Source organism: Mesorhizobium sp. WSM2240 (assembly GCF_040438645.1).
Taxonomy (GTDB): domain Bacteria; phylum Pseudomonadota; class Alphaproteobacteria; order Rhizobiales; family Rhizobiaceae; genus Allomesorhizobium.
The window spans coordinates 3,029,609-3,050,732 of sequence record NZ_CP159253.1; the positions used below are offsets into that span (position 1 = coordinate 3,029,609).

The window sequence follows — 21,124 nt, forward strand, 5'->3', positions numbered from 1 at the left end:
GCTAGGATGGATTGCCGCGTTGGCCTTGATCCAATCTTCCGGCATTGATCGTGGCGAGCTTCACCACATGCTAACGCCGGGAATGTTCGCCACGGTTTGAATGCAGCCAGTCATCCATGAAGTCGAGAAACGCCTGAACGCGCGGCGACAAAAACCGTCCCTTCGGCATGACAATCCACAGCGAGATGGTGTTAGACCGGTTCACCTCGGCGAGAATCTCCACCAGCCGGCCTTCGCCCACCGCCTGCCCCACGACGAAATCGGCCAGACGGACAATGCCGTGGCCAGCAACTGCTAGGTCGAATAGCATTCCGACATTGTCGCAACTGATGCGGCCTCTGGGCGTGAACTGCTCGATGCCGGAATCCGTCGCCAGCGGCCAATTCGCGGCAATGGTTTGATTGGAGAGCGCGATGCAATTGTGGCGCGTCAAATCAGCCGCCGATCGCGGCGTTCCATGTTTGCGGAGATAGTCCGGCGAAGCGCAGATGAGGCGGCGGCCCTCGGCTAGCCGCCGCACCACAAGGTCGGAGCCGGCCGAAGGGCTGCCACGAATGATGATGTCGACCTGCTCCGCAACCGGATCGACAAGCCGGTCCGTCAAGGTGAGGTCTACCGAGACATCCGGAAAACGGGCGAGGAACGCCGGGATCGCGTGGAGAAGTGTCTGCCGGGCAAAACCTGTGCTGGAATTAACGCGAAGTAGGCCTTTGGGCGTTGTGCGCGACGACGACACGTCTGCTTCGGTCCGCGCGATCAGGTCGAGCACTTCGCGTGATCGTTCAAGATAAAGCGCGCCTTCCATTGTCAGCGCCAGTTTTCGCGTCGTACGCGTGAGGAGCCGCACACCGAGCCGGTCCTCAAGCCGTGAGACGAGCCTCGACAGCGCCGAAGGCGTCAGGCGCAGTTCCTCTGCGGCTCTGGCAAATGAGCCAAGCTCCACAACGCGCACGAACGCCGCCATCTGATGCGCATCAGGCATATTCGTGAACTCCAGTCATGAGTGTCAGTTCGTTTCATTTGATTATGCTTCTTTTGGGAACGGATAAACAGGGAGTTCTGCAGGACACCCCACATGGACGACCAACAATCTCAACACGCAATTTCTGAGCAAGAAGCTCCAATCGACATGGAGAGATACGTCCAGATCGCCGTTCTCGAGCGGCGCAAGGCTATCGCTGCATGCCCGGGACATGTGAGCCGGTGGTTACGCAAAACCGTAAATCGCTACGGGGCGGCGGTTCAACGAAAACGCCGCTCCGGGTAATACTGGCCAAAGAGAGGCCTAGGCCAGACGACCGCACAGGGTCGCAAGCTAAGTTCAAGCTGGGACACCCCTCGATGCGGTGGATTATTATGCCTCGTGGATTGGCTATCGTAGCCCTTTCGGCGCGGTCTTCGACATCCTCTTTGCCGCCGCGTCGACCAGTGCCTTCATCCAGCCCCAAAGCCTCTTTACCCGCCGCCTGATGAGATTCCCGCCCATCGCTGCCCTTGCTTGCCTTGTCCTGCTCGCCGCCTGCGCAACGCCGGCGCCGGTAGCGCAGGGCGACGCGCCGCCCGAACCGGTTCCAGCCGGCATCACGCCGCTGACCCAGGAGCAGGACGAGCAGCTTCTGTCGCAGTAGCGCGGGGAACACTCCTGTTCAGCCGCCTGGCCCAACCGAACCGCGGCAAAAATCGGCGACAGCGAGCGGCATTCGTGATACCCGCCCTGATTGCCGGCAGGCCCCACCGGCCAGCCGGCAACCACTCCCGGAAGATGCCTTGAAACGCACTATCCCGCTCATTCTCGCGGTCGCCCTTTTCATGGAAAACATGGATTCGACGGTGATCTCGACCTCGCTGCCGGCGATCGCGGCCGACATCGAGACCAGCCCGATCGCGCTCAAGCTGGCGCTGACCGCATATCTGGTCTCGCTCGCCATCTTCATCCCGATCAGCGGCTGGATGGGCGACAAGTTCGGCGCCAAGCGCATCTTCCGCATCGCGATAGCGGTCTTCGTCCTGGGCTCGGTCGCATGTGCCGCGGCGGGTTCCCTCGGCGCCTTCGTCGGCGCGCGTTTCCTGCAGGGCATGGGCGGCGCGATGATGACCCCGCTGGCGCGCCTCGTCCTGGTGCGCGCCACGCCGCGGCGCGAACTCGTTACGGCAATGGCCTGGCTCACCATACCGGGGCTGATCGGTCCGTTGGTCGGACCGCCGATCGGCGGCTTCATAACCACCTATTTCAGCTGGCACTGGATCTTTCTCATCAACGTGCCGATCGGGCTCGCCGGCATCTGGCTGGCCGGGCGCTTCCTTCCCGATGTCGAACTCGCCGGCAGTCCGCCGCTCGACATCTTGGGCTTCCTGCTTTCGGCCGCCGCCGCCTCCGGCGTCGTCTTCGGCCTTTCGGTGGTGAGCCTGCCGGCGCTGCCACCCATCTTCGGCATCGCCACGCTGGCCACTGGCGTCGTTGCAGGCTTGCTCTACGTCCGCCACGCTCGCCGCCGGAAGCACCCGATCCTCGACCTCCGGCTTTTCCGGATGCCTGTCTTTCGCGCTGCCGTCAGCGGCGGGTCGATCTTCCGCGTCGGCAGTGGCGCCGTGCCGTTCCTACTGCCGCTGATGTTCCAGCTCGGCTTCGGCATGACGCCCTTTCAGTCGGGCATGCTGACCTTCGCTTCAGCGCTCGGCGCGATCGCAATGAAATTCCTGGCCTCGGCGATGCTCAGGACCGGCGGCTTTCGCACCGTGCTGATCTCGGCCGCGCTGCTCGCCGCCTGCTTCGTCGCAGCCAACGGGCTGTTCACACCTGAGACTTCGCCTGCGATCATCATTCCGGTGCTGATCGGCGCGGGTTTCCTGCGCTCGCTGTTCTTCACGTCGGCGAACGCTCTGGTGTTCGCAGATGTCGAGGACCGCGATGCCAGCCAGGCGACCGCAATCGCGGCCGCCTCGCAGCAGATCAGCATTGCGCTGGGCGTGGCGGTCGGCGGCGGCATACTGGAGGCGACCGCCATGTTGACCGGCGAGGCCGTCGGCCTCTCCGCCTTTTCGACGGCGTTCTTCATGGTTGCTGCGATCACGGCTTTGTCGGTGATACCGTTCATGCGGTTGAGCGCCGATGCCGGCAATTCGGTATCGGGACATCGGCTGCGCGACCCGGATGCCGGCGAGCCCACGCAATAGCCGTGGCGCGGCCGCTACCCTTCGGATGCCGGTCAACCGGCCTCGGGGGCGACTCGTCCTTTGAAATCCTTGGCGAGCAGGTAGAGCTCGGCCGATTCCTCGCGCGAGGCCGGCGGCTTGACGTGATGCACCGAGCGAAAATTCTGCTTGAGCATGGTGAGCAGGCTTCCCTCGGTGCCGCCCTGAAACGTCTTGGCCAGGAAATGGCCGCCCGGCTTCAGCACCGAAACGGCGAAATCGGCCGCCACCTCGCACAGATGCATGGTGCGGATATGGTCGGTCTGGCGATGGCCGGTTGTGGGAGCGGCCATGTCGGAGAGCACGATATCCGGCGGCCCGCCGAGCGCTTCGGTGAGCTTTTCCGGCGCGTCCTCCTCCAGAAAATCCATAAGCAGCACCGGCGCGCCCGGCACCGCGTCCATCTCCAGATAGTCGATGCCGACGACTTTGGGATGCTCCGGCGTCGATTTCGTCCGCGCGGCGGCGACCTGGCACCAGCCGCCGGGCGCCGCGCCCAGATCGATGACGCGCATGCCGGGCTTCAGGAGATGGTGCTTGTCGTCGATCTCGATCAGCTTGTAGGCGGCGCGCGAGCGGTAGCCGGCGGCTTTCGACCGCTGGACATAGGGATCGTTCATGTGGCGCTCGAGCCAGCGCCGCGACGATTCCTTCAGCCCGCTCTTCTTCTTGACCCTGGTCTTCAGCACGCGGATGCTGCCCGGACCGGCTTTTCCCGGCTTCTTCGTCATGGCCGCGTCCCGTTCCGCCAGTTGCGCCGCCAGACCCCGTCATCGGCCATCAGCTCGCTCAAAATGCCCTCGCGCAAGCCGCGGTCTGCGACGCGCAGGCGCTCCGACGGCCAGACCCGGCGGATCGCCTCGAGTATGGCGCAGCCGGCCAGCACGAGATCGGCGCGGTCGGCCCCGATGCAGGCATTGGCAACGCGCGCCTGGAAATCCCAGCCGAGCAGCTTTTCGATCATCAGATCGACATTGGCGTTGTCCATCCACAGCCCGTCGACGCGGCGGCGGTCGTAGCGTTCGAGGCCGAGATGCACGCCGGCCAGCGTCGTCACCGTTCCGGATGTCCCCAGCAGGTGGAAGCGCGACGCCTTCATAAGATGGTTGATGCGGTCGCGGCCATCGAACGCCTGCAGCATGCCGGTCACGTCGGCGACCATGGCGTTGAACACCTGTCGCGTCACATCGCGTCCGCCGAAACGCTCGGCGAGCGAGACCACGCCGACCGGCAGCGAGGTCCACGACACGATATGGTTGGCGAGCCGCGGCGATCTCTGGCCGGAAATGTCGATCAGCGCGATCTCGGAGGAGCCGCCGCCAATGTCGAACAGCACGACCGCATCCGTATCCCGCTCGACCAGCGAGCCGCAGCCTGACACGGCGAGCCGGGCCTCAGTGCGGCGGTCGATAATCTCCAGCTTCAGGCCGGCCTCGTCCTGGACCCGGGCCAGGAATTCGCCGCCATTTTCGGCGGCGCGGCAGGCTTCGGTGGCGATCAGCCTGGCGCGCCTGACCGAGCGGCTGGCGAGCTTGTCGCCGCAGATCTTCAAGGCTTCGACTGCGCGGTCCATGGCCGGCCGGCTCAGCCGCCCGGTGGACGAAAGCCCCTCGCCCAGCCGCACGATCCGCGAAAAAGCGTCGATGACGCGGAACTGGCCCGGCCTCGTCGGCACCGCGACCAGCAGCCGGCAGTTGTTGGTGCCGAGATCGAGCGCGGCAAAGACCGGCAGGTCGTCGTTGAAGCGCTTGCGTGGCGGCGGACTTGCCGCGACCGCTTGCCGGGCCGACGCGGCATTCGCGGCCTTGTCGTTGCGCACTTCGATGCGCTCGGCCGGCGCGGCTGCCTCGAGCGCCGCATCCGCACGCACGCCGTCGCGCGCGAACACCTTGCGTCCGCGCTTGCGCTTTCGCCGCTTCTTCGCCTTGCCTGTCTGCTGCGGGCTGCCGTCGCTCGCCTGTCCGTCGCCGGATCTGGCGCCCGCCAAAGGGTGGTGTTTCCGATTGGCGGTGAAGCCGTTCATGCCGCGTTGCGGCCGACCGCTCCTGGACGCGCCCGCTTCCGACGCTTTTGCGCCGGCTTCGGGATCTTCCACCTTCAATGTCCTTCTCGCGCCGCGCGAACCGTTGCCGGACGCTGCACACGCGTCGAGATTTGCTGTTGCAGCAAAGATAGCAGTGCTGCGCGCATTCACCAAGCCTGCCGGAACGGAATTCCATCCTTCCTCGCTCGCGCCACCTTCGAGGTTGAACATGGGGCCTCGATAAGGCATTGCTGAAATACGCAGATTTGCCCGTCGGCGCGCGCCGCGCCGCTTCAACCCCGAAGGAAAATCGACCGGCATGGCCGTCGCATAATGAAGCTGAAATCCTATCTCTGGCCCGTGATCGGCCTGGCCGCCGTCGGGTTTTCGCTCTGGCTGCTCTACCACGAACTGCGCGGCATCTCGCTCGAGGATGTCGGCGACGGCCTCGCCGCGATCCCGCTCCGGGGCTGGGTGCTTGCGGGCCTGAGTTCGGTCCTCGCCTATGCAGCGCTGGCCGGATACGACCACATCGCGCTGATGCATCTCGGCCGGAAAGTGCCGTTCGGCTTCATCACCGCCAGTTCCTTCACCACCTACGCGCTCTCGCACAATATAGGCGGCTCGGTGCTGTCGGGTGCCGTCATCCGCTACCGCGCCTACGGATCGAAAGGCCTGAGCGGCCAGGAAGTCGGCGTGCTGGTCGCGCTCTGCTCGTTCACCTTCGTGCTGGGCGCCGCCCTGCTTTCGGCATTGCTGCTCATCCTGGAGCCGCATGTTCTCGACCGCTTCGTCGACGTGCTGCCCATCTCGGCCTCGCGGCTGACCGGCGCCGCAATCCTTGGGCTGATCGCGCTTTACGTCTTCGGCAGTTGGCTGCATCTGAAGCCGCTCCGCATCGGCTCGCTGCAGATCCACTATCCGAGGCTGCCGATCGTGGCGCGGCAGATGATCATCGGGCCCGTCGAACTGATGGCGGCGGCCGCGATCATCTATTTCGCGCTGCCCGCCACCGGCAACCCCGGCTATTTCATCGTTCTCGGCGTCTTCGTCATCTCTTTCTCGGCGGCGCTGATCTCACATGCGCCGGGCGGCCTCGGCGTCCTGGAGATCGTCTTTCTCGCCGGCCTGTCGGACATGGATCCGGCCGCCGTGCTCGCCGCCCTGCTCGTTTTCCGGCTGTTCTACCTGATCATCCCGCTGATCCTGGCGCTGTTCGTGGTGGTGGTTTTCGAACGCTCGCAGTTCCAGCGCGGCTAGATTTCAGAACATACATCAAGCCCGGCAAAGTCGGTCGAGTTCCTCCTGCCCTGCAAACCTGCGAGTTCGACGCAGCCACGCTTCGGTCAGGCGGCGAGCGCAATATTCTTGCCGCGCCAACATCTCTGGTATTGATCGGCACGGCAAATGTGGTACAAGCCGGCTCGAAACGGGAACGAGTTTTGCCTGACCGGGGCAAAATGAGCGTCCAGCTCCCCTCGCTCGTTTCCGCCAAGTGATTGTTTCAAATCGCTTCTTGGGGAATAGGTTAACGGTAGACCCACGGACTCTGACTCCGTTAGTCCTGGTTCGAATCCAGGTTCCCCAGCCAATCCGCTCCATGTCATTGATATTGTTCGGTAACTCATTCCCTGCGAATCCTTTTCGGGGTCGCCATGCCCGTTGTGCACGAAACTGAGGCACAGGGCTGAGGCACATTCGGACTGCCACGCCCGTCAGAGCGCGAGGCAATCCGGCATGGCGAACCGCCACGAAGTCCAGAATCTCGTCCGCAGGGGCAACGTCTTCTACTGGCGGCCGCGGATCCCCCGCCGCTTCACGAAAGTGCCCGACAGCCACCTTTCACTCTCTCTCCACCAGTCATGTCATATGAAGGCAGGCTACATGGCGCGGCTCAACACACCTCCGCACCGAGGCGGCGCGCATGGCCGAGCACCTCGACAACCTCCAGTTCGCGGCACGCCGCGTCGGCGCCGATCCGCTCCTCGCGATTCGGGCCGATCTCGAGGTCGGCTGGGCCTACCGGCTCATCGAACTGTTCGGCACGATGCGCCGCCTCGATTTCGCGCCAGGGTGCCGGGACGCAAGGTCCTCGAGCGCGAAGGCATCCCGGAAGCGAGCATCGCAGTGATCGCAGAGACCTTCGCGCAGGAGCAGGCCGAATGCAGGCAGGCTCATTCGAGAAGGCGCTCCGTGGCGCGAGCGCGCCACCGCGGAACTCATGCGGGCTCGCGCCGACATGCTGCTCGCTGCCCCCGCCCGCTATCGCGAGGCCGAGGGGCTTGGACTGGCCGAAATCTTGGGACCGGAGGATCCTGCGCCTGCATTGCCTCCGGCGGATGCTCATGCCGTTCCGGGGGTTGAGGGCACTTCGCCTTCAGGACGAGGGACGGATCTGCAGGTAGGGACGCTTGCGGCTCGATTAGAGGAGCCAAGTCCGACCGGAGTGGCTCAGGGGCCTCTCGAAGTCGAAAACGACGGGCCCGGTGGTCGAGCAGCCAATTGCCACCGGCAGTCCTTCAATGAGGATAGCCTCAGCGCGCGAGACCATCGCCGAACCAGACGATGTCACGACGGTTACATCCTCGCCCCGCCCTCATGGCAAGGCGCTCACAGTGTCGGAATTCGGCAACAAGTGCGAGTCGCTGATCAAGAGCAAGCGCACCTGGGAGAAGAAGACCGCTCAGGACGTGCGCGTGGTCGTCGAAACGTTCGTCGGGATCCTCGCGGAGCATGGGGTGTCCGACGCCTCGGAGATCGAACAGTTCCATGTCGGTCGGCTGCGAGAGCATTTTGATGAGATTCCGGCGCGCTACGGACAGAGCGCGCGCATGCGTCAACTCTCGCCAAGGCAGCTTCGCGATGCGGCATCGAAGCTGGTGGATGTTGCAAAGCAGCGCAACCAGCCGCCGCCGCAGATCGGACTTGGCGTTAACACGATCCGCAAGCATCTCGGAAACCTCGCTGAGTTCTTCCGGTACCTGCGTGGCCAGGGCTACGCCCTCAGGGAACTGACGCTCGAAGGCCTGCGAAGCTGAAGTCCTCGGACATCAGGACGCTGACGACCAAGCCCGATCCGGACAGGCTGAGGCCGATGTTCCAGATCCCGGTCTTTACAGGCTTCCTTGGCGCCGAGAACCAGACACTGCCAGGCGATCAGGTCTACCATTCGGCGAACTACTTTGGCGCTCACGGAGCGCGGCAAGGGTGATCTCTTCAATTCTAGGCCAATAAATACACCTAAAGTTGATTCATAAGTTGGAAATTAAAAGAAACACGACCCGATCTCCCAAAGAACCCGTCGCCCGTCAATCATACCGGTATGCCGAATATGCGTTCACGAGACGGTCGAGCGTATCCGCGGTGACTTGAGGAAGCGGCGGAGTGATCTTAGGCAGCCGTCGATTCGTCTCCAGCCGGGTGCTCGATCGCATCTGGCGTTTCCGGAGCCAGAATGCCGCTATCCCGGGCGAACGCTTCGAACGCCCGCCGCGCCGTCTCGTCATCACATTCGCAGGCCAAAGCAGCGCGGCATGCATCGATAGCCGCCGCATCGTGCGCAGGGCCGCGGTCTCTGGAAGGCCAATCATTCAGCAACTCAAAGGCTCCCTGGCGCACCCAACATCGTGGGCGAATCCGAGTCCAATGAAGATCGATACGGGCCGCGAGAATTGCCTGCTGTTCATGAGGATCTCCAAAGAGCGAGTCCAAGGATGGCGGCCAGCAATATGCACGGAGCGCTCGGCAACATGCGAGCCAGCCCTTCGTTGCAGTACCTTCACGCAAATGTTGGATTATGTGTGTCGGCTGCGCGATACACGACGGCTCGAAGCGCCAGAGTTAAAAGGTCACTTCGAGCCAGCAAGACGGTGGTTTGAGACCGCATTTTATGGCCGCAATGGTGGTGGTCACCAGTCATCCCGGCTGAAATAAATTCAGTTTAGCGGACGGTCGTATTCTTCGATCGCAAGCGCGGATTAATGTAGCACAACGTTAACACGGAGATGCGATCGGCGCGATGACCGCCATGGCGACCGAAAAGCCCCAGATCGTCAAATGCCTAAGTTTGGCCGCCTGCCCCTACCCAAAATCGTACGCGATCTGAGAGGGCATGCCTCAAAGTTCACTGGCTGCGGGTGGTAGGCTCATTCTTTCGAAGAGTGCTTGGATGAATGCATCTTTCCCATTTGCCCCGCGCACCGACATACCCATCCAGAGCCGTCCGTTGCGGTTCGCCGCGAGAAAGATCTGAAACGACTGCCCCTTGTAGGAACCTCCGGCGTTAGGACCCCAGCGGCCATCACCCTTCGCAGTTTCACTACTGGAGTGCTGGTTTGGGATCACCGTCGCAGTCCATCCGTTGTTCGCTGTCACCTCTAGCGCCGAACCAGTCGACCTAATCGATAGACGGCAGTGTTCACACTTTCCAGCGTTCGAGAGGACTTGTTGCCAGTCTCCTCGAAGCGAGATCGGCTCGGCATTCAACTGCGAGGATACCAGAGACGCGGCAACAATCAGGGATAACCGAAGCATGGGATACGAGGCTCCATGTAATTTTCTCTCGCTAACATAGAGACGCGAAATTGCGGCTACCCTTTTTTTCCGGGCAAAATTTTAATAAAGGGCGAGATCTCGCTGGCAGAATTATAGGCACCTGTTGAAAGACTTTCGTGGGCGGAAGTGCTTCGTTGCCAGCAGCCAAAATAAGGGCACAAGCGCGGTATTTTCCGGACATTCCTGTCACTTCTTCAAGCGGCCGATTCGTGCGACGGCCGCAGTCGACCCGTTGCGGCCGCTCATCTCTGGAACCGCAACGGCGGCAAGGCAGCCTAAACCGGACGTTCCGCCATCACCAGCAACACCAACCCGCCAAGGTCTCGCCAGCGGGCGAACCGAGGAACAGTTTGGCAAGTCTCAGCCGAAGGCTGAGGCTCTCCAACCCGCCCAATCCGAAACCCGGCCGCCGCAACAGCATTGAGGTAGTCACTGATTGTTCGTGGAAAACGGGGCACCGCAAAGGGCACTACTTCCTCGTCCGTCGCGCGCTCGCTAAACGCCAATGCTCCGTGACGCTGGTTCGATCGAAATAGCGCGACACGCACAAGGCCACCGCACGCCCTTCTCCATCCTTCTCCCAATGCAACCCCGGTGTTGAAGGCCAAGAAACCTCCAGGGCGCACGAGTCGATAGGCTTCGCGCATCTCGCCGCCAAAATCAGGTCCGTCCATCAACGCCATAGTGGAAACGACAGCGTCGAAAGAAGCGTCGGGAAACCCGGTGTCGACGCTGTAGGACGACACCTTGTATGTAATTCCTAGCGGCTCAGCGTCCTTGCCTGGCGGGCGTAGTCGATCAAGCGTTCGGAAATATCGACACCTGTCAGCCGAGCGCCCATTCGTGCGAGCCGCCGAGTGTTCGTACCCTCGCCACACCCGAAATCAATGATTTCAAGGCCACCCAGCGGAGGCAAGAAATCCTGGAACGCAGGGAACGTGAAACGATCGCGATAGACATCGTAGCCATCCCCCACATCGCGCGTCCATTGATTCGCGTTCTCATTCCAACGGGCGGCCACTTCGGCGTGAAAGCTATCTGTCATTGGTTGCAACATCAAGGCTTTGTCGATCAGCAGGCGTGAACTGCAGCTTTGTTGCGACAACGGTCATAATAGACGAAAAGCTGGTATCGCAACATTCCACCCGATCCAGCCGTACAGCCCATTCGGACCCAAGTTTGGCTAACGCGGGTCCGGTCGCCTCGACAGCGCCAGAAGCTGTCCTCACCGAGCAAGTCTCCAGATATCGTGTTTGGGGCCGAGAGCAGACCGGCAGCTTCGGGCTGCGAATCCTTAAGAACAGACATTCAGCTTGGTGTGGCATCGTCGTGACCTGACCCAATCCGGACCTTTGGCGGTCGCTCGGTGATTGACTGCTTCGCGCACTCTTGCGGGCATTCGAAACCATGATCTTGATAGTCTAGCTCGAGATGCAATTCGCTCCAGGGGGCGGCATGCCAACTGGCAATCAGGCCGAGAGCCGCCACATTCGCACACGACCTGTTCCACGCAGTTCCGTTTCCGCGAGTGGGTCGCAGGCAAAACTTGGTCCAAGCAGCTTGTGCGTTGCATCCGAAATACGGATTTCATCGGGATCCGCGGATGTTTGAATACGTGAGGCGAGATTAACGGTGTCGCCCCAAAGGTCATAGGCAAACCGCCTGTTGCCTATGACGCCAGCGACGATCGGTCCTGAATGAATTCCAATCCTGAGTCTTAGCGGTTCTCCAGCGAAGCTTTCGCGCTCGCAGGCCTTCCGCAGTTCAAGTGCATAATGAGCAAGGGCTTCTGCGTGGTCGGGTCGCGCCGCGGGCAGGCCAGCGACCACCATTACACAATCGCCGATTGTCTTGATTTTCTCGCAGTCGTGTCGTTCGGAGAGCATATCCGCCGCCTTGAAGAAGCAATTTAGGATGGCGAGGGTCGCCTCTGCTCCGACGCTCCGCGCTCTTTCCGTAAAGCCGACAATGTCGGCAAATAGCACACTCACCTCTGCATGGTCGTCGGCAATCTGTTCGTGCGCTTTTAACCGCCCGGCGATCGACGCCGGAAGGATGTTGAGCAGTAGGCTTTCGGAGCGTTGGTATTCACGCGACAGTTCCTCTTGGCTCTTGCTCAACGCCTCGTTGGTCGATTGTAATTTCTCATTGAGTTGCCGCTCCCTCTCTTGCAGGAGCGTCATCTCATACGCCTTCTGTTGAATCCGCTGCTTATTATCGCGCTCGGCGGTGGCGTCGAGAATGAGCAGCCAAATGCCGGCGTCGTCAGCAAAAAGATGAAGGTCTGCAACTCGTCCGCCGGGCAGTTCTACCATGGGCATGTGATATGGAAGATCTGTGCATGGCAGCAAACCTTCCATGAATTCGAGCTGCTCGGTAGCCGGCCTGCCTATTCGAAGTGACGAGAGGCCGTAATGTTCAACTCTACCACCCTTCGCAGCTATTAGAAGCTGGGCATCGATTTTAAGATATGCGACAGAACGTTCGTTGTAGATGAAATTGTAAAGCCATTCGCGGACTTCTATTGGCAATCCAGCCATAGCTTATTTGGCAACAATCGAAGCTAGCTGACGAAACGCATCATCAACATGTTCCCCTGAAAGCGCACTTGTTAAATAGACTTGCCATCCAATTTGCTTCAATTCGTTTATCTCATTGTCCGATATCGCCCACCGATCTGCCAGATCGGATTTGTTGAACAACAATACAAACGGCATGGCGCCGAACTCGGCCTCGACCCGCTCGCGCAACGTGAGCGCCACCGCGAGGGTAGCGGCGCGGGTTCCATCCACGACAAGCACCAGCCCGGTCGCACCTCGCACATAGCTGACGCGGAACGAGCCGATATCGTCTTCGCCGGCCAAATCCCATAAAATCAGATCCACGGTTTTGTCCGGGAGTACAACACTCTTCTTGTCGATTTTCACTCCCACCGTAGTCAGGTAGGTCTCTGAAAAGATGCTTTGCACAAACCTGCGAACCAGGCTCGTCTTTCCGACAGCGAACCCGCCCAACATGCAGATCTTCTTTTGCAACATCCTGGGCTCCGTACTAGTCGAAGTTTACCGTGACCGAAACCCTGCGATTGGCGGAGCTCCCGGTTCGACTACTTTCAGGCTCCACTGGTTCAAAAGTGCCCGCGCCGCGAACCAAGAGAAGTTCTGGATCGACGCCGCGCTTCTTGAGAAGCGCACGGACTGTCTCCGCGCGGGCGGCGCTGATCGACAAGTTGGCCGTTTCACGGCCCGTCGCGTCCGAATGGCCGGTCAACATGAACCGCGCTGTTACGCCTGCGTTGCGGGCGGCCTTGGCCAATTCCTTCAACTGATTCGCCAATTTGTCGAGAACCGGCAGTTGCTCTGGTCCCGGTACAGCCTTGCCAGAATCGAAGAAAATGTCGACCGCTTGAATAGCCTCCCTCAAATGAGTGAGTTCCTGAGGGGTCAACTCACGCAGCTCGGAGATTTCTAGAGAGAGACCGTCCGCGGAGAGCTGTTGGGAGGCGACCCGCGCCCGGTTTATCCAGGCGGCAGGAGCCTCACCCACGGCAACGATGCGATCCTCGACGATCGAAAGCCGTACCGATTTCGGCGGAGCCAGCGAGGCCATCAGCCGCTTCAGCACGAACTTCGGATCAAGGCTCTGATAGAATTGCCATTGCGAGTGAACGCGGGCGGGATCGACCTGCGTTCCGGACAGCAGAGCCTGCGGGTCGGCGGCCTGCGGGTCTCTCAGGCCAGAAATATAGAAATGTCCGCCCCTCGTCGTTTGTTGGGCGACGATGATTCCCGGCTGGGCCTCAAGTCGCGACACATAGGCCTGCCAGTGTTCCGCTGCGCGTGCTTCGGGGCTCACATCACGAACCTTGGAGATGTCGAATGCCGGTCCGCCTGCCGAAAGCTGTCGGGCCGCGGCGCGTGCCCGATCTATCCAGGTGTCGGGAGCCTCACCCTCGGCAACGATGCGATCCTCGACGATCGAAAGCCGTACCGATTTCGGCGGAGCCAGCGAGGCCATCAGCCGCTTCAGCACGAACTCCGGTTCAAGGCTCTGATAGAATTGCCATTGCGAGTGAACGCGGGCGGGATCGACCTGCGTTCCGGACAGCAGAGCCTGCGGGTCGACGGCAAGCGGATCTCTCAATCCGGCAACATAGAAGTGTCCGCCCCTCGTCGTTTGTTGGGCGACGATGATTCCCGGCTGGGCCTCAAGTCGCGACACATAGGCCTGCCAGTGTTCCGCTGCGCGTGCTTCGGGGCTCACATCACGAACCTTGGAGATGTCGAATGCCGGTCCGCCTGCCGAAAGCTGTCGGGCCGCTGCGCGTGCCCGATCTATCCAGGTGTCGGGAGCCTCACCCTCGGCAACGATGCGATCCTCGACGATCGAAAGCCGAACCGATTTCGGCGGAGCCAGCGAGGCCATCAGCCGCTTCAGCACGAACTCCGGTTCAAGGCTCTGATAGAATTGCCATTGCGAGTGAACGCGGGCGGGATCGACCTGCGTTCCGGACAACAGGGTCTGCGGGTCGACGGCAAGCGGATCTCTCAGTCCGGCAACATAGAAGTGTCCACCCCTCGCCGTTTGTTCGGCGACGATGATTCCCGGCTGGGCCTCAAGTCGCGACATATAAGCCTGCCAGTGTTCCGCTGCGCGTGCTTCGGGGCTCACATCACGAACCTTGGAGATGTCGAATGCCGGTCCGCCTGCCGAAAGCTGTCGGGCCGCGGCGCGTGCCCGATCTATCCAGGTGTCGGGAGCCTCACCCTCGGCAACGATGCGATCCTCGACGATCGAAAGCCGAACCGATTTCGGCGGAGCCAGCGAGGCCATCAGCCGCTTCAGCACGAACTCCGGTTCAAGGCTCTGATAGAATTGCCATTGCGAGTGAACCCGGGCGGGATCGACCTGCGTTCCGGACAACAGGGTCTGCGGGTCGACGGCAAGCGGATCTCTCAGTCCGGCAACATAGAAGTGTCCACCCCTCGCCGTTTGTTCGGCGACGATGATTCCCGGCTGGGCCTCAAGTCGCGACATATAAGCCTGCCAATGCTGCCCGGATTGCCAGGAAAGAAGGAACCAACCTCCTGCCGGAATCAAACCCAGCAAAACAGCAGCTACCACCAGCCAGGGAAATCCCTGACTTGATTCCTCCTGGCTCAGTTCAACGCAGGTCTGCAACTGGGTCTCTACGCCAGCCAACTTCGAACCGTCGCCGTCAAATTGCTCCAAAGCCAGGGAGTATTCTTCATGGACGCGAAGCAATACGTCACGTATTATTTCATGTAATTCCTCTGGTGGGTTTCCCCGTATTACGGCGACCAAGGTCGCAAACGGTCCCGATTCCGACCAGAGACGAAGTTCCCCGAAACGGATAGTATCCAGACCATCCTGTTCTTTCTCGTTAAATGAGTCTTTTACGAAATCTTGAATTGCGCTAAGCATTGAAGAAATGAGTTGAGGATCTTCGCTCGTTGCATTCTCGGCCGCTACATGAGCAATCAAAAGGCCGGAACTGCGGTGTATGAGAAAGACATGCTCTACGCGATAGACAAGAGTATGATTAAGAACAACCTCTGCGAAGCTAGTACCAGTTTTCCAAGCTTCAAACCTCCACGTAAGTCCACGCCACGTAAATATGTATTTTAAAGATTCATTCAGCGACTGAAAGGTCTGGTCGATTTTTTCCCTGATCGACTTGCGAATAGCCGGTAGAAACAGCGGGTATAATATATCCGTTAGCGTGCGTGGGCTCTTCTGGATGGACCGTTGGACAGCCCTCTCGACAACTGGCGCAAGGACTTCGCTGAGTTGCGCATGAGACGCCTGTGCGGCTGCATTGGGGAGAACGCCCGCCACTGCAGCCGATAGCTGCTCAGGTTCGTCCAGAAGCTGCGTAATCCGTGAAAGCTCCGAGATTTCGCCGCCGACCAGCAACTGGCGCAGCGTTTCCATACGAGGATCGGCGGTTGGAACTCCCTCGAAACTTGCACGATAGTCCGGATCAACATTCCGGGCAATTTCGACCAAAAGACTGGCCAGAGCCTCGCGATTAATCTCGGTATCGTTCGAAGCTGCTCTTTGAAGAAGGCTGATTGGGTCGGCAGTCGACGTCAAGTTCGGATCAACTCGCTTTCCAGCCACGTTCCGAGTTGCTCTTGCTGCCGGCGGGTTCCTGATTCAGACACTTTGCAACTTCGACAAACAGACCAGCCAAAAGATTTCTGTCTGTCTTGACATTGCTGAGATCAGAAAACATCTTCTCAATTAGCAACTGGACGGTTTCATTCTTTTGCTTGATTTCCTCACGCAGCAATTGATCGCTTCGATTTATCCGGTCAGCAACATCGCGCTCAAGTTCGCTCAACTGATCTGACAACCCGCGCACTTGCTTTTCAAGTGCCTGATTATGTTCGCGAAGATTTCGATCAATCTCCTTGTCGGCCTCGGCCCGCGCATCTTTTTCGTTCCGCAGTTGAGCCGCGAGCGAATCGACCTGCTTCTTTGCATTTGACTCATACGTTTCGAGATTGCGCTTGGACTCGGATTCGACATCCTTGAAGCGCTGCAGGAACCGTTCCTCAAGCTTGGAAAAACGGCGGTCATAGTCCTGCATCTGGTTGCCGAACAGCAGATCACGTATCTTATCGACACCTACAGCCTCGCCCGAGACCCCGCTCTCGCGAGCCTGCGACGCCATCAAGGTCAATCCGTTTAGGTCTGCATGACTTATCGGATTTCCCTCCGCTTTATTTTCTGAGGAAGCGGCATTCAAAGATTCTTTGGCCATCTTATGCCCCCTTTATTTAGGATCGAACAACTGCTGCGTGTATCAATCGCAGACAATGGGCAAGCATGTCACCAAAACAGCCGACCCGCAAGGCCGGAAGCTTGTGGCGAAAATCCAATTGGTTCCATCGTACATCTTTTACGCATTTTGGACTAGTATCAAGTGTGAGATGGCCGGTCGAGGTACGCCCTTTTACCTCTTGGAATAGTGGTCCTTAACGAGTTGAGCTAATCAATCATTGAAGGGAACCGACTCCGGGGCCAATCTAGCCGTTGCGTGCTGACGCGAGCCAGCTACGGCTTACGGAAAACTCCATAAGATCGCTTCCGGGCAGCTCGGCTTCTCAGCTCGCATATCAGCTGGGAGCGTGACCCGGGCCCCATCGTGATGGGCCAGTACTCGCCGCCATCTCCTGTCGAGGCCCGGACGCGGTGCGTATATTAGCAATAGCTGGAACTTTTCAGCGAATATTCCATTGCTGTTGCGCCGACTATCAGGCTGCACCATCGGACGGGGAAAAACGTGTCGCCCCCACGATATTCGCTCGTGATCCCTATCTGCAACGAGGAAGAGGTGCTGCCTCGACTAATCGGGCGGATCAAGTTGCTGCTTCACCGGCTGGATGGAGACGCGGAGGTTATCTTCATTGACGACGGGAGCCGGGACGGAAGCGTCAACTGCCTTCGGGAGGTCATCGCCGCTGAGTCGGGTTTTCGGCTGATCGAGCTTTCCCGCAATTTCGGACACCAGATCGCGATCACGGCCGGCATGGATGCCGCCAAGGGCGACGCCGTGATCGTGATGGACGCCGACCTTCAGGATCCGCCGGAGGTCGTTCTAGATCTGGTGGCGAAGTGGAAGGAAGGGTTCGAGATCGTTTGTGCCCGGCGCGTCAGCCGGCAGGGTGAAACCTGGTTCAAGCGCTTCACCGCCCGTGTCTTCTACCGCTTGCTTCGCCATCTGTCTGCGGCGGATCAAATGCGTTCGCGACTTCCAAGCAGGCAGCAAGAAATTCGTCAGCGTCTAGAGCAGATTCGACTTATTCCGGGTCATAGCCGGCGGCCTCGAAATAGTGTCGGCATTCCTCGGCGCTGAACGCGGAGAGACAGCCGGCGACGACCAACCAGAGTTCGTCGATGGTTCTGGCTGCAGCCTTTCTCAGGAGGGCTTTGAGCTTTGAGAAGGCCATCTCGATCGGGTTGAAGTCGGGCGAGTATGGCGGCAGGAACAGGAGCCGCGCTCCGGCCTTCTCGATCACCTCGCGCACGCCGCTGATCTTGTGGGCCGGCAGGTTATCCATGACCACGATGTCGCCGGGGCTAAGCTCGGGCGCGAGAACCTGCTCCGCATAGGCGAGGAAGGCTGGGCCGTTCATCGGACCGTCGAGCAGCATCGGCGCGGCCATGCCGTCGAGCCGCAGGCCGGGGCGGTGAAGGTCGTCGTCTTCCAGTGCCCGTGAGGCACGGCCGCCAGGCAGCGCTCGCCGCATGGCGCACGGCCTCGCAACCGGGCCATCTTCGTGGATGCCGCGGTCTCGTCGATGAAGATCAGCTTCTCGGGGTCGAGATCGAGTTGACCATCGAACCAGGCCCTGCGGCGGCGCAGGACGTCGGGACGCTGCTGTTCGGCGGCGTGCGCCGTCTTTTTTTGAACGTGATGCCGCGCCGGTCGAGTAACAGCCAGACGGTGGACGGCGCTACCCGTACGCCCCGCTCGGCTGCAAGGCGTTCACCGATCTCGGCAAGTGTGATGTCCGGCGTCTCCTCGATCAGGCCGAGAACGAAGGCCTCATGCGCGTCGAGCTTCGAACGCGACGGCTGGCCTTGCTTGCGCGCCTCCATCTCGCCGGTCTCGCGATAGCGGCGATACCAGCTTCCCGCCGTCGAAATCCCGATCCGGAAGCGACGCGCAGCCTCCCGCGTCGATAAGCCATCCTCAATGGCCGCAATCACCCGCCCGCGCAGGTCCGCGCTCAGGCTCCTTGTCATCCTCACCCCCTCGCAAATCACTAGGAGCAGTGAATCAGACGAAACTTACCGCGTGAATCCCAAAACCGACTCTGCGTTCTTCGAAGATGCTCTAGCCAAACGTCCCACTGTTTGCCCCGAAGCTTTCCGGTGAGTTCGATAGTCCCGGTCATCCCCCATGCGAAATCTTCTTCACGCGGATTCGAACCGTGTTCATAGACGGGACGAAGGTCTTCGGCGTGGATGATCTTGTTGCAAGCTACGCGAAGCGAGATATCTCTGCGGCCATCGGAACCTTCGTTTCCGATGCTTCCCAATTGTTCTGGTTCAAAAATTTTCTTCAAAAGCGCTGCATATTCATCGGCTGCTTCGGAATCCGCGATGATGTCTTCGAATGTTCTTATCTTCACCGCGAGATTTAGGAGCGCGTCGGATAGCCTTGCTTCCGCCATCCGGAAGAAGGCATCGTGAAGGGTGCCGCCGATTTCTTCGCCGGGCACCCCCATCATCGAGCGGCTGGCAGCAGCGATGGCGAAGGCTCGAAAGCAAAGCTCCCTCACTTCATGGAAATCGACCACGTGCGGTTTATAGAATTCATGCCAGTAGGGGTTTTCCACACCGCCTCCTCTCAAGCGTGTAGATGCGTCAAATCGAGCTTCGGATAGGCAATGGAGTTCACAAGCTCGACGCGCTGCTTCAGCATTCCTTGAGGCATGATGCCATAGCGGCCGGTCATGGTGCCGCTGGTATGGCCGAGGATGAACCCGAACTGTTCGTCCAGATGCCCGGCCCGGCGAAGGGCATCGGCCGCGCCGTAGCGGAAGCTGTAGAGCGACAGGCCGCGCCCATCCTTCATCTCAAGCCGAGTGAGGTAACGGCCGAACTCGCGCGAGAATTCCGCGATCATCTGCCCGCGCGCATTGCGCTTCGCTTCCGGGAACAGGCAGCTATGCCCGGCCGCTTCCATGCCATCGCGATACTTGATGAAGCCGAGCCGGATAAGCTCATTATGGACCGGCACGACACGCATAGAGCCGGCCGTTTTGACGCTCTTGCCGCCGTCGCCTTCCGTGGTGATGTGCATGATCCAGTGCCCGTGTTCCTGCCGAACGTCGCTCACGGCAAGCTGCGCAATCTCCGCTGGTCGAGCGCCGGAATAGAGCATAACCAGCGGAACCCAATAACGATGGTCGCGGATCATGACGTTGCCCGGCTTGGCGACGTTGAGCCATTCGTCGCCGCTGCGGCATCCAGTGAACAGGGGCGACTTGAACAAGGCGTTCATCTGGTCGGTCGTGAAGGGAACCGTGGTCTTGTCCTTCGGCTTCTTCAAGAACATGTCCGTCGCCGGGTTCTGGTCGAGATAGCCATGGGCGACAAGCCAACTGCAAAAGGCGCTGAAACCGGCAAGGTAGCGGTTGACGGTGCGCGGAGTGATCACCGGCTTGCCGACCTTCTCATTGTGCCGGACGATCTGCGCAAGCGTCATGCCGGCGAACGCTTTGCTTTCGGTCGCCTTCACCGGATACTTCAGCAAGAGCGCCTTCCATTCGCGGACGGCCTTCTTGTCAATCCGGTGAACTGGGCAAGTGCTGCCGACATAATCGACAAAGCTGCCAACGTCGCGGCGGGCCTGCGCAATCGTGCCGGTGGCGATGCCCTTCGGATTTTCGGCGGCGTAGCGTTCGAATAGCTCCATGATAGTTTCGCCCGGCGCGGCCTGTTCGCGTGACGTGCCGGCGGCGGACTTCACAATCGGGTCTTTCGGGGTGCCGCTGTAGTCTCCCCGGTCACGCTCAAGGGTGCGCTCCAAATCTTCGACTTCGGCTCGCATCATCTTCCGGGCGAGGTCGCCGCGTCCCGGGGAAAGCGGATCGATGATCAGCTTGTTGCGGTCAATGTAGTCGTCAACTTCATGGTTGATCAGTGCCGCCTCGCCGGCCGCAAGGTGTTCGCGCATGGCGTCGAGCTTCGCCCGTCGAACTTGAGTGTCGAGGGTGCGGCGCTTCTTCAGCACCGACACTTCAAGGCTGGCGTCGAGCACCGCGAGCGGGTCGCGAAGATCGGTGCCGGCGCGCTGCATCGTCTCGACTGCGGTTTCGGTCGCGGCGTCAATGTCTGCTACCGTGGGCATGGCCTGCCGGGTCTGCTCATAGCGGTCGAGAGTGCCGGTGTAGTGCTGCCACGTCGCATCCGCCTTATCGTCAGGCGTCAGCATCCGGCGAGACCGAAGGTCATCGAACTGCCGGTTCCATGACTCGACCACCGGCCACAAGAGGCGCTTCGCCTCGCTTTCGTCCTTCGTGCCGAGCGCCTTCACAAGCTCCTTCCTGCCGACAACATCGATAAGGTCGAGAGGAACGCGAGCGCGAGCGTAATAGGATGCGCCGCGACGGAGAAGGTAGCTTAAACGTGCCATGATTGCCCCACTTGGATAGCCCGTGTGTTACAACCATGTGTTACAAGTCGGTTTGAAATAAGTCAACAAAGGCAATTATTTATGTGTTTTCATGCCCTTGATTCAGAATTGGATTACTGTCCAGGTTCCCCAGCCAATCCGCTCCCAGCAATCCTTGAAAACCGCAGGAATGCCGCCCT

Annotated in this window: 18 protein-coding genes, 1 tRNA gene and 1 pseudogene; 7 read left to right on the forward strand and 13 right to left on the reverse strand. The window is 60.2% G+C overall.

Annotated elements, in window-relative coordinates:
- Positions 1-70 precede the first annotated feature (70 nt).
- Positions 71-982 (reverse strand): LysR family transcriptional regulator, encoded by a 912-nt coding sequence (locus ABVK50_RS14860; protein ID WP_353640832.1) that lies wholly within the window; start codon positions 980-982, stop codon positions 71-73.
- Positions 983-1,346: 364 nt separating this feature from the next.
- Here ABVK50_RS14860 and ABVK50_RS14865 point away from each other — a divergent pair, with 364 nt between their 5' ends.
- Together ABVK50_RS14865 and ABVK50_RS14870 are read left to right on the forward strand one after the other, a co-directional pair.
- On the forward strand, positions 1,347-1,628 hold the full coding sequence (locus ABVK50_RS14865; RefSeq protein ID WP_353640831.1) for a hypothetical protein: 282 nt from the start codon (positions 1,347-1,349) through the stop codon (positions 1,626-1,628).
- A 139-nt stretch (positions 1,629-1,767) separates the two neighbouring features.
- On the forward strand, positions 1,768-3,174 hold the full coding sequence (locus tag ABVK50_RS14870) for an MFS transporter (RefSeq protein ID WP_353640830.1): 1,407 nt from the start codon (positions 1,768-1,770) through the stop codon (positions 3,172-3,174).
- Between the two features lie 32 nt (positions 3,175-3,206).
- Here ABVK50_RS14870 and ABVK50_RS14875 read toward each other — a convergent pair whose 3' ends face one another.
- Positions 3,207-3,923: an RlmE family RNA methyltransferase gene (locus ABVK50_RS14875; protein WP_353640829.1), complete on the reverse strand. Its 717-nt coding sequence runs from the start codon at positions 3,921-3,923 to the stop codon at positions 3,207-3,209.
- On the reverse strand, positions 3,920-5,215 hold the full coding sequence (locus ABVK50_RS14880) for a Ppx/GppA phosphatase family protein (RefSeq protein WP_353645928.1): 1,296 nt from the start codon (positions 5,213-5,215) through the stop codon (positions 3,920-3,922). Before ABVK50_RS14880 ends, ABVK50_RS14875 begins: the two co-directional genes overlap by 4 nt.
- A gap of 333 nt (positions 5,216-5,548) precedes the next feature.
- On the opposite strand from ABVK50_RS14880, the gene ABVK50_RS14885 reads away from it, so the two are divergent.
- The 4 genes from ABVK50_RS14885 (at position 5,549) to ABVK50_RS14900 (ending at position 8,253) form a co-directional block, all read left to right on the forward strand.
- Positions 5,549-6,475 (forward strand): lysylphosphatidylglycerol synthase domain-containing protein, encoded by a 927-nt coding sequence (locus ABVK50_RS14885; protein ID WP_353640828.1) that lies wholly within the window; start codon positions 5,549-5,551, stop codon positions 6,473-6,475.
- 257 nt (positions 6,476-6,732) lie between these two features.
- Positions 6,733-6,806 (forward strand) — tRNA-Gln (locus tag ABVK50_RS14890).
- A 333-nt stretch (positions 6,807-7,139) separates the two neighbouring features.
- Positions 7,140-7,346 (forward strand): hypothetical protein, encoded by a 207-nt coding sequence (locus tag ABVK50_RS14895; RefSeq protein ID WP_353640827.1) that lies wholly within the window; start codon positions 7,140-7,142, stop codon positions 7,344-7,346.
- Positions 7,347-7,701: 355 nt separating this feature from the next.
- Positions 7,702-8,253, forward strand: a complete 552-nt coding sequence (locus ABVK50_RS14900) for a hypothetical protein (RefSeq protein ID WP_353640826.1) — start codon at positions 7,702-7,704, stop codon at positions 8,251-8,253.
- 352 nt (positions 8,254-8,605) lie between these two features.
- Here ABVK50_RS14900 and ABVK50_RS14905 read toward each other — a convergent pair whose 3' ends face one another.
- From ABVK50_RS14905 to ABVK50_RS14935, 7 genes are all read right to left on the reverse strand, one after another.
- Complete coding sequence (locus ABVK50_RS14905; RefSeq protein ID WP_353645927.1) at positions 8,606-8,833, reverse strand: DUF982 domain-containing protein; 228 nt, start codon at positions 8,831-8,833, stop codon at positions 8,606-8,608.
- A 1,211-nt stretch (positions 8,834-10,044) separates the two neighbouring features.
- Positions 10,045-10,647: a methyltransferase domain-containing protein gene (locus ABVK50_RS14910; protein WP_353646949.1), complete on the reverse strand. Its 603-nt coding sequence runs from the start codon at positions 10,645-10,647 to the stop codon at positions 10,045-10,047.
- The gene (locus ABVK50_RS14915; RefSeq protein WP_353640824.1) at positions 10,530-10,814 is read right to left on the reverse strand and encodes a methyltransferase domain-containing protein; all 285 of its coding nucleotides are present in this window, start codon (positions 10,812-10,814) and stop codon (positions 10,530-10,532) included. Before ABVK50_RS14915 ends, ABVK50_RS14910 begins: the two co-directional genes overlap by 118 nt.
- 424 nt (positions 10,815-11,238) lie before the next feature.
- Entirely contained in the window at positions 11,239-12,309 is a 1,071-nt protein-coding gene (locus ABVK50_RS14920) for an adenylate/guanylate cyclase domain-containing protein (protein WP_353640823.1), read from the reverse strand.
- A 3-nt stretch (positions 12,310-12,312) separates the two neighbouring features.
- Entirely contained in the window at positions 12,313-12,807 is a 495-nt protein-coding gene (locus ABVK50_RS14925) for a Rab family GTPase (protein WP_353640822.1), read from the reverse strand.
- Between the two features lie 13 nt (positions 12,808-12,820).
- The gene (locus ABVK50_RS14930) at positions 12,821-15,886 is read right to left on the reverse strand and encodes an OmpA family protein (RefSeq protein WP_353640821.1); all 3,066 of its coding nucleotides are present in this window, start codon (positions 15,884-15,886) and stop codon (positions 12,821-12,823) included.
- Between the two features lie 7 nt (positions 15,887-15,893).
- Positions 15,894-16,559, reverse strand: a complete 666-nt coding sequence (locus ABVK50_RS14935) for a hypothetical protein (protein WP_353640820.1) — start codon at positions 16,557-16,559, stop codon at positions 15,894-15,896.
- A 522-nt stretch (positions 16,560-17,081) separates the two neighbouring features.
- Here ABVK50_RS14935 and ABVK50_RS14940 point away from each other — a divergent pair.
- Positions 17,082-17,654 (forward strand): glycosyltransferase family 2 protein, encoded by a 573-nt coding sequence (locus tag ABVK50_RS14940; protein WP_353640819.1) that lies wholly within the window; start codon positions 17,082-17,084, stop codon positions 17,652-17,654.
- Here ABVK50_RS14940 and ABVK50_RS14945 read toward each other — a convergent pair.
- The 3 genes and pseudogenes from ABVK50_RS14945 to ABVK50_RS14955 form a co-directional block, all read right to left on the reverse strand.
- A pseudogene (locus ABVK50_RS14945) lies at positions 17,599-18,547 on the reverse strand (IS630 family transposase). The gene ABVK50_RS14940 and the pseudogene ABVK50_RS14945 overlap by 56 nt on opposite strands.
- Positions 18,548-18,567: 20 nt before the next feature.
- Positions 18,568-19,143 (reverse strand): hypothetical protein, encoded by a 576-nt coding sequence (locus tag ABVK50_RS14950; RefSeq protein WP_353640818.1) that lies wholly within the window; start codon positions 19,141-19,143, stop codon positions 18,568-18,570.
- Positions 19,144-19,154: 11 nt separating this feature from the next.
- Positions 19,155-20,945 (reverse strand): DUF6538 domain-containing protein, encoded by a 1,791-nt coding sequence (locus tag ABVK50_RS14955; RefSeq protein WP_353640817.1) that lies wholly within the window; start codon positions 20,943-20,945, stop codon positions 19,155-19,157.
- Between the last annotated feature and the right edge of the window lie 179 nt (positions 20,946-21,124).

Bases quoted from the DNA above. Each gene is read 5' to 3' on its own strand.
- ABVK50_RS14860 (WP_353640832.1), bottom strand. From the start codon at position 982: ATGCCTGATGCGCATCAGATGGCGGCGTTCGTGCGCGTTGTGGAGCTT.
- ABVK50_RS14875 (WP_353640829.1), bottom strand. From the start codon at position 3,923: ATGACGAAGAAGCCGGGAAAAGCCGGTCCGGGCAGCATCCGCGTGCTG.
- ABVK50_RS14880 (WP_353645928.1), bottom strand. From the start codon at position 5,215: ATGAACGGCTTCACCGCCAATCGGAAACACCACCCTTTGGCGGGCGCC.
- ABVK50_RS14885 (WP_353640828.1), top strand. From the start codon at position 5,549: ATGAAGCTGAAATCCTATCTCTGGCCCGTGATCGGCCTGGCCGCCGTC.
- ABVK50_RS14895 (WP_353640827.1), top strand. From the start codon at position 7,140: ATGGCCGAGCACCTCGACAACCTCCAGTTCGCGGCACGCCGCGTCGGC.
- ABVK50_RS14915 (WP_353640824.1), bottom strand. From the start codon at position 10,814: ATGACAGATAGCTTTCACGCCGAAGTGGCCGCCCGTTGGAATGAGAAC.
- ABVK50_RS14920 (WP_353640823.1), bottom strand. From the start codon at position 12,309: ATGGCTGGATTGCCAATAGAAGTCCGCGAATGGCTTTACAATTTCATC.
- ABVK50_RS14925 (WP_353640822.1), bottom strand. From the start codon at position 12,807: ATGTTGCAAAAGAAGATCTGCATGTTGGGCGGGTTCGCTGTCGGAAAG.
- ABVK50_RS14935 (WP_353640820.1), bottom strand. From the start codon at position 16,559: ATGGCCAAAGAATCTTTGAATGCCGCTTCCTCAGAAAATAAAGCGGAG.
- ABVK50_RS14955 (WP_353640817.1), bottom strand. From the start codon at position 20,945: ATGGCACGTTTAAGCTACCTTCTCCGTCGCGGCGCATCCTATTACGCT.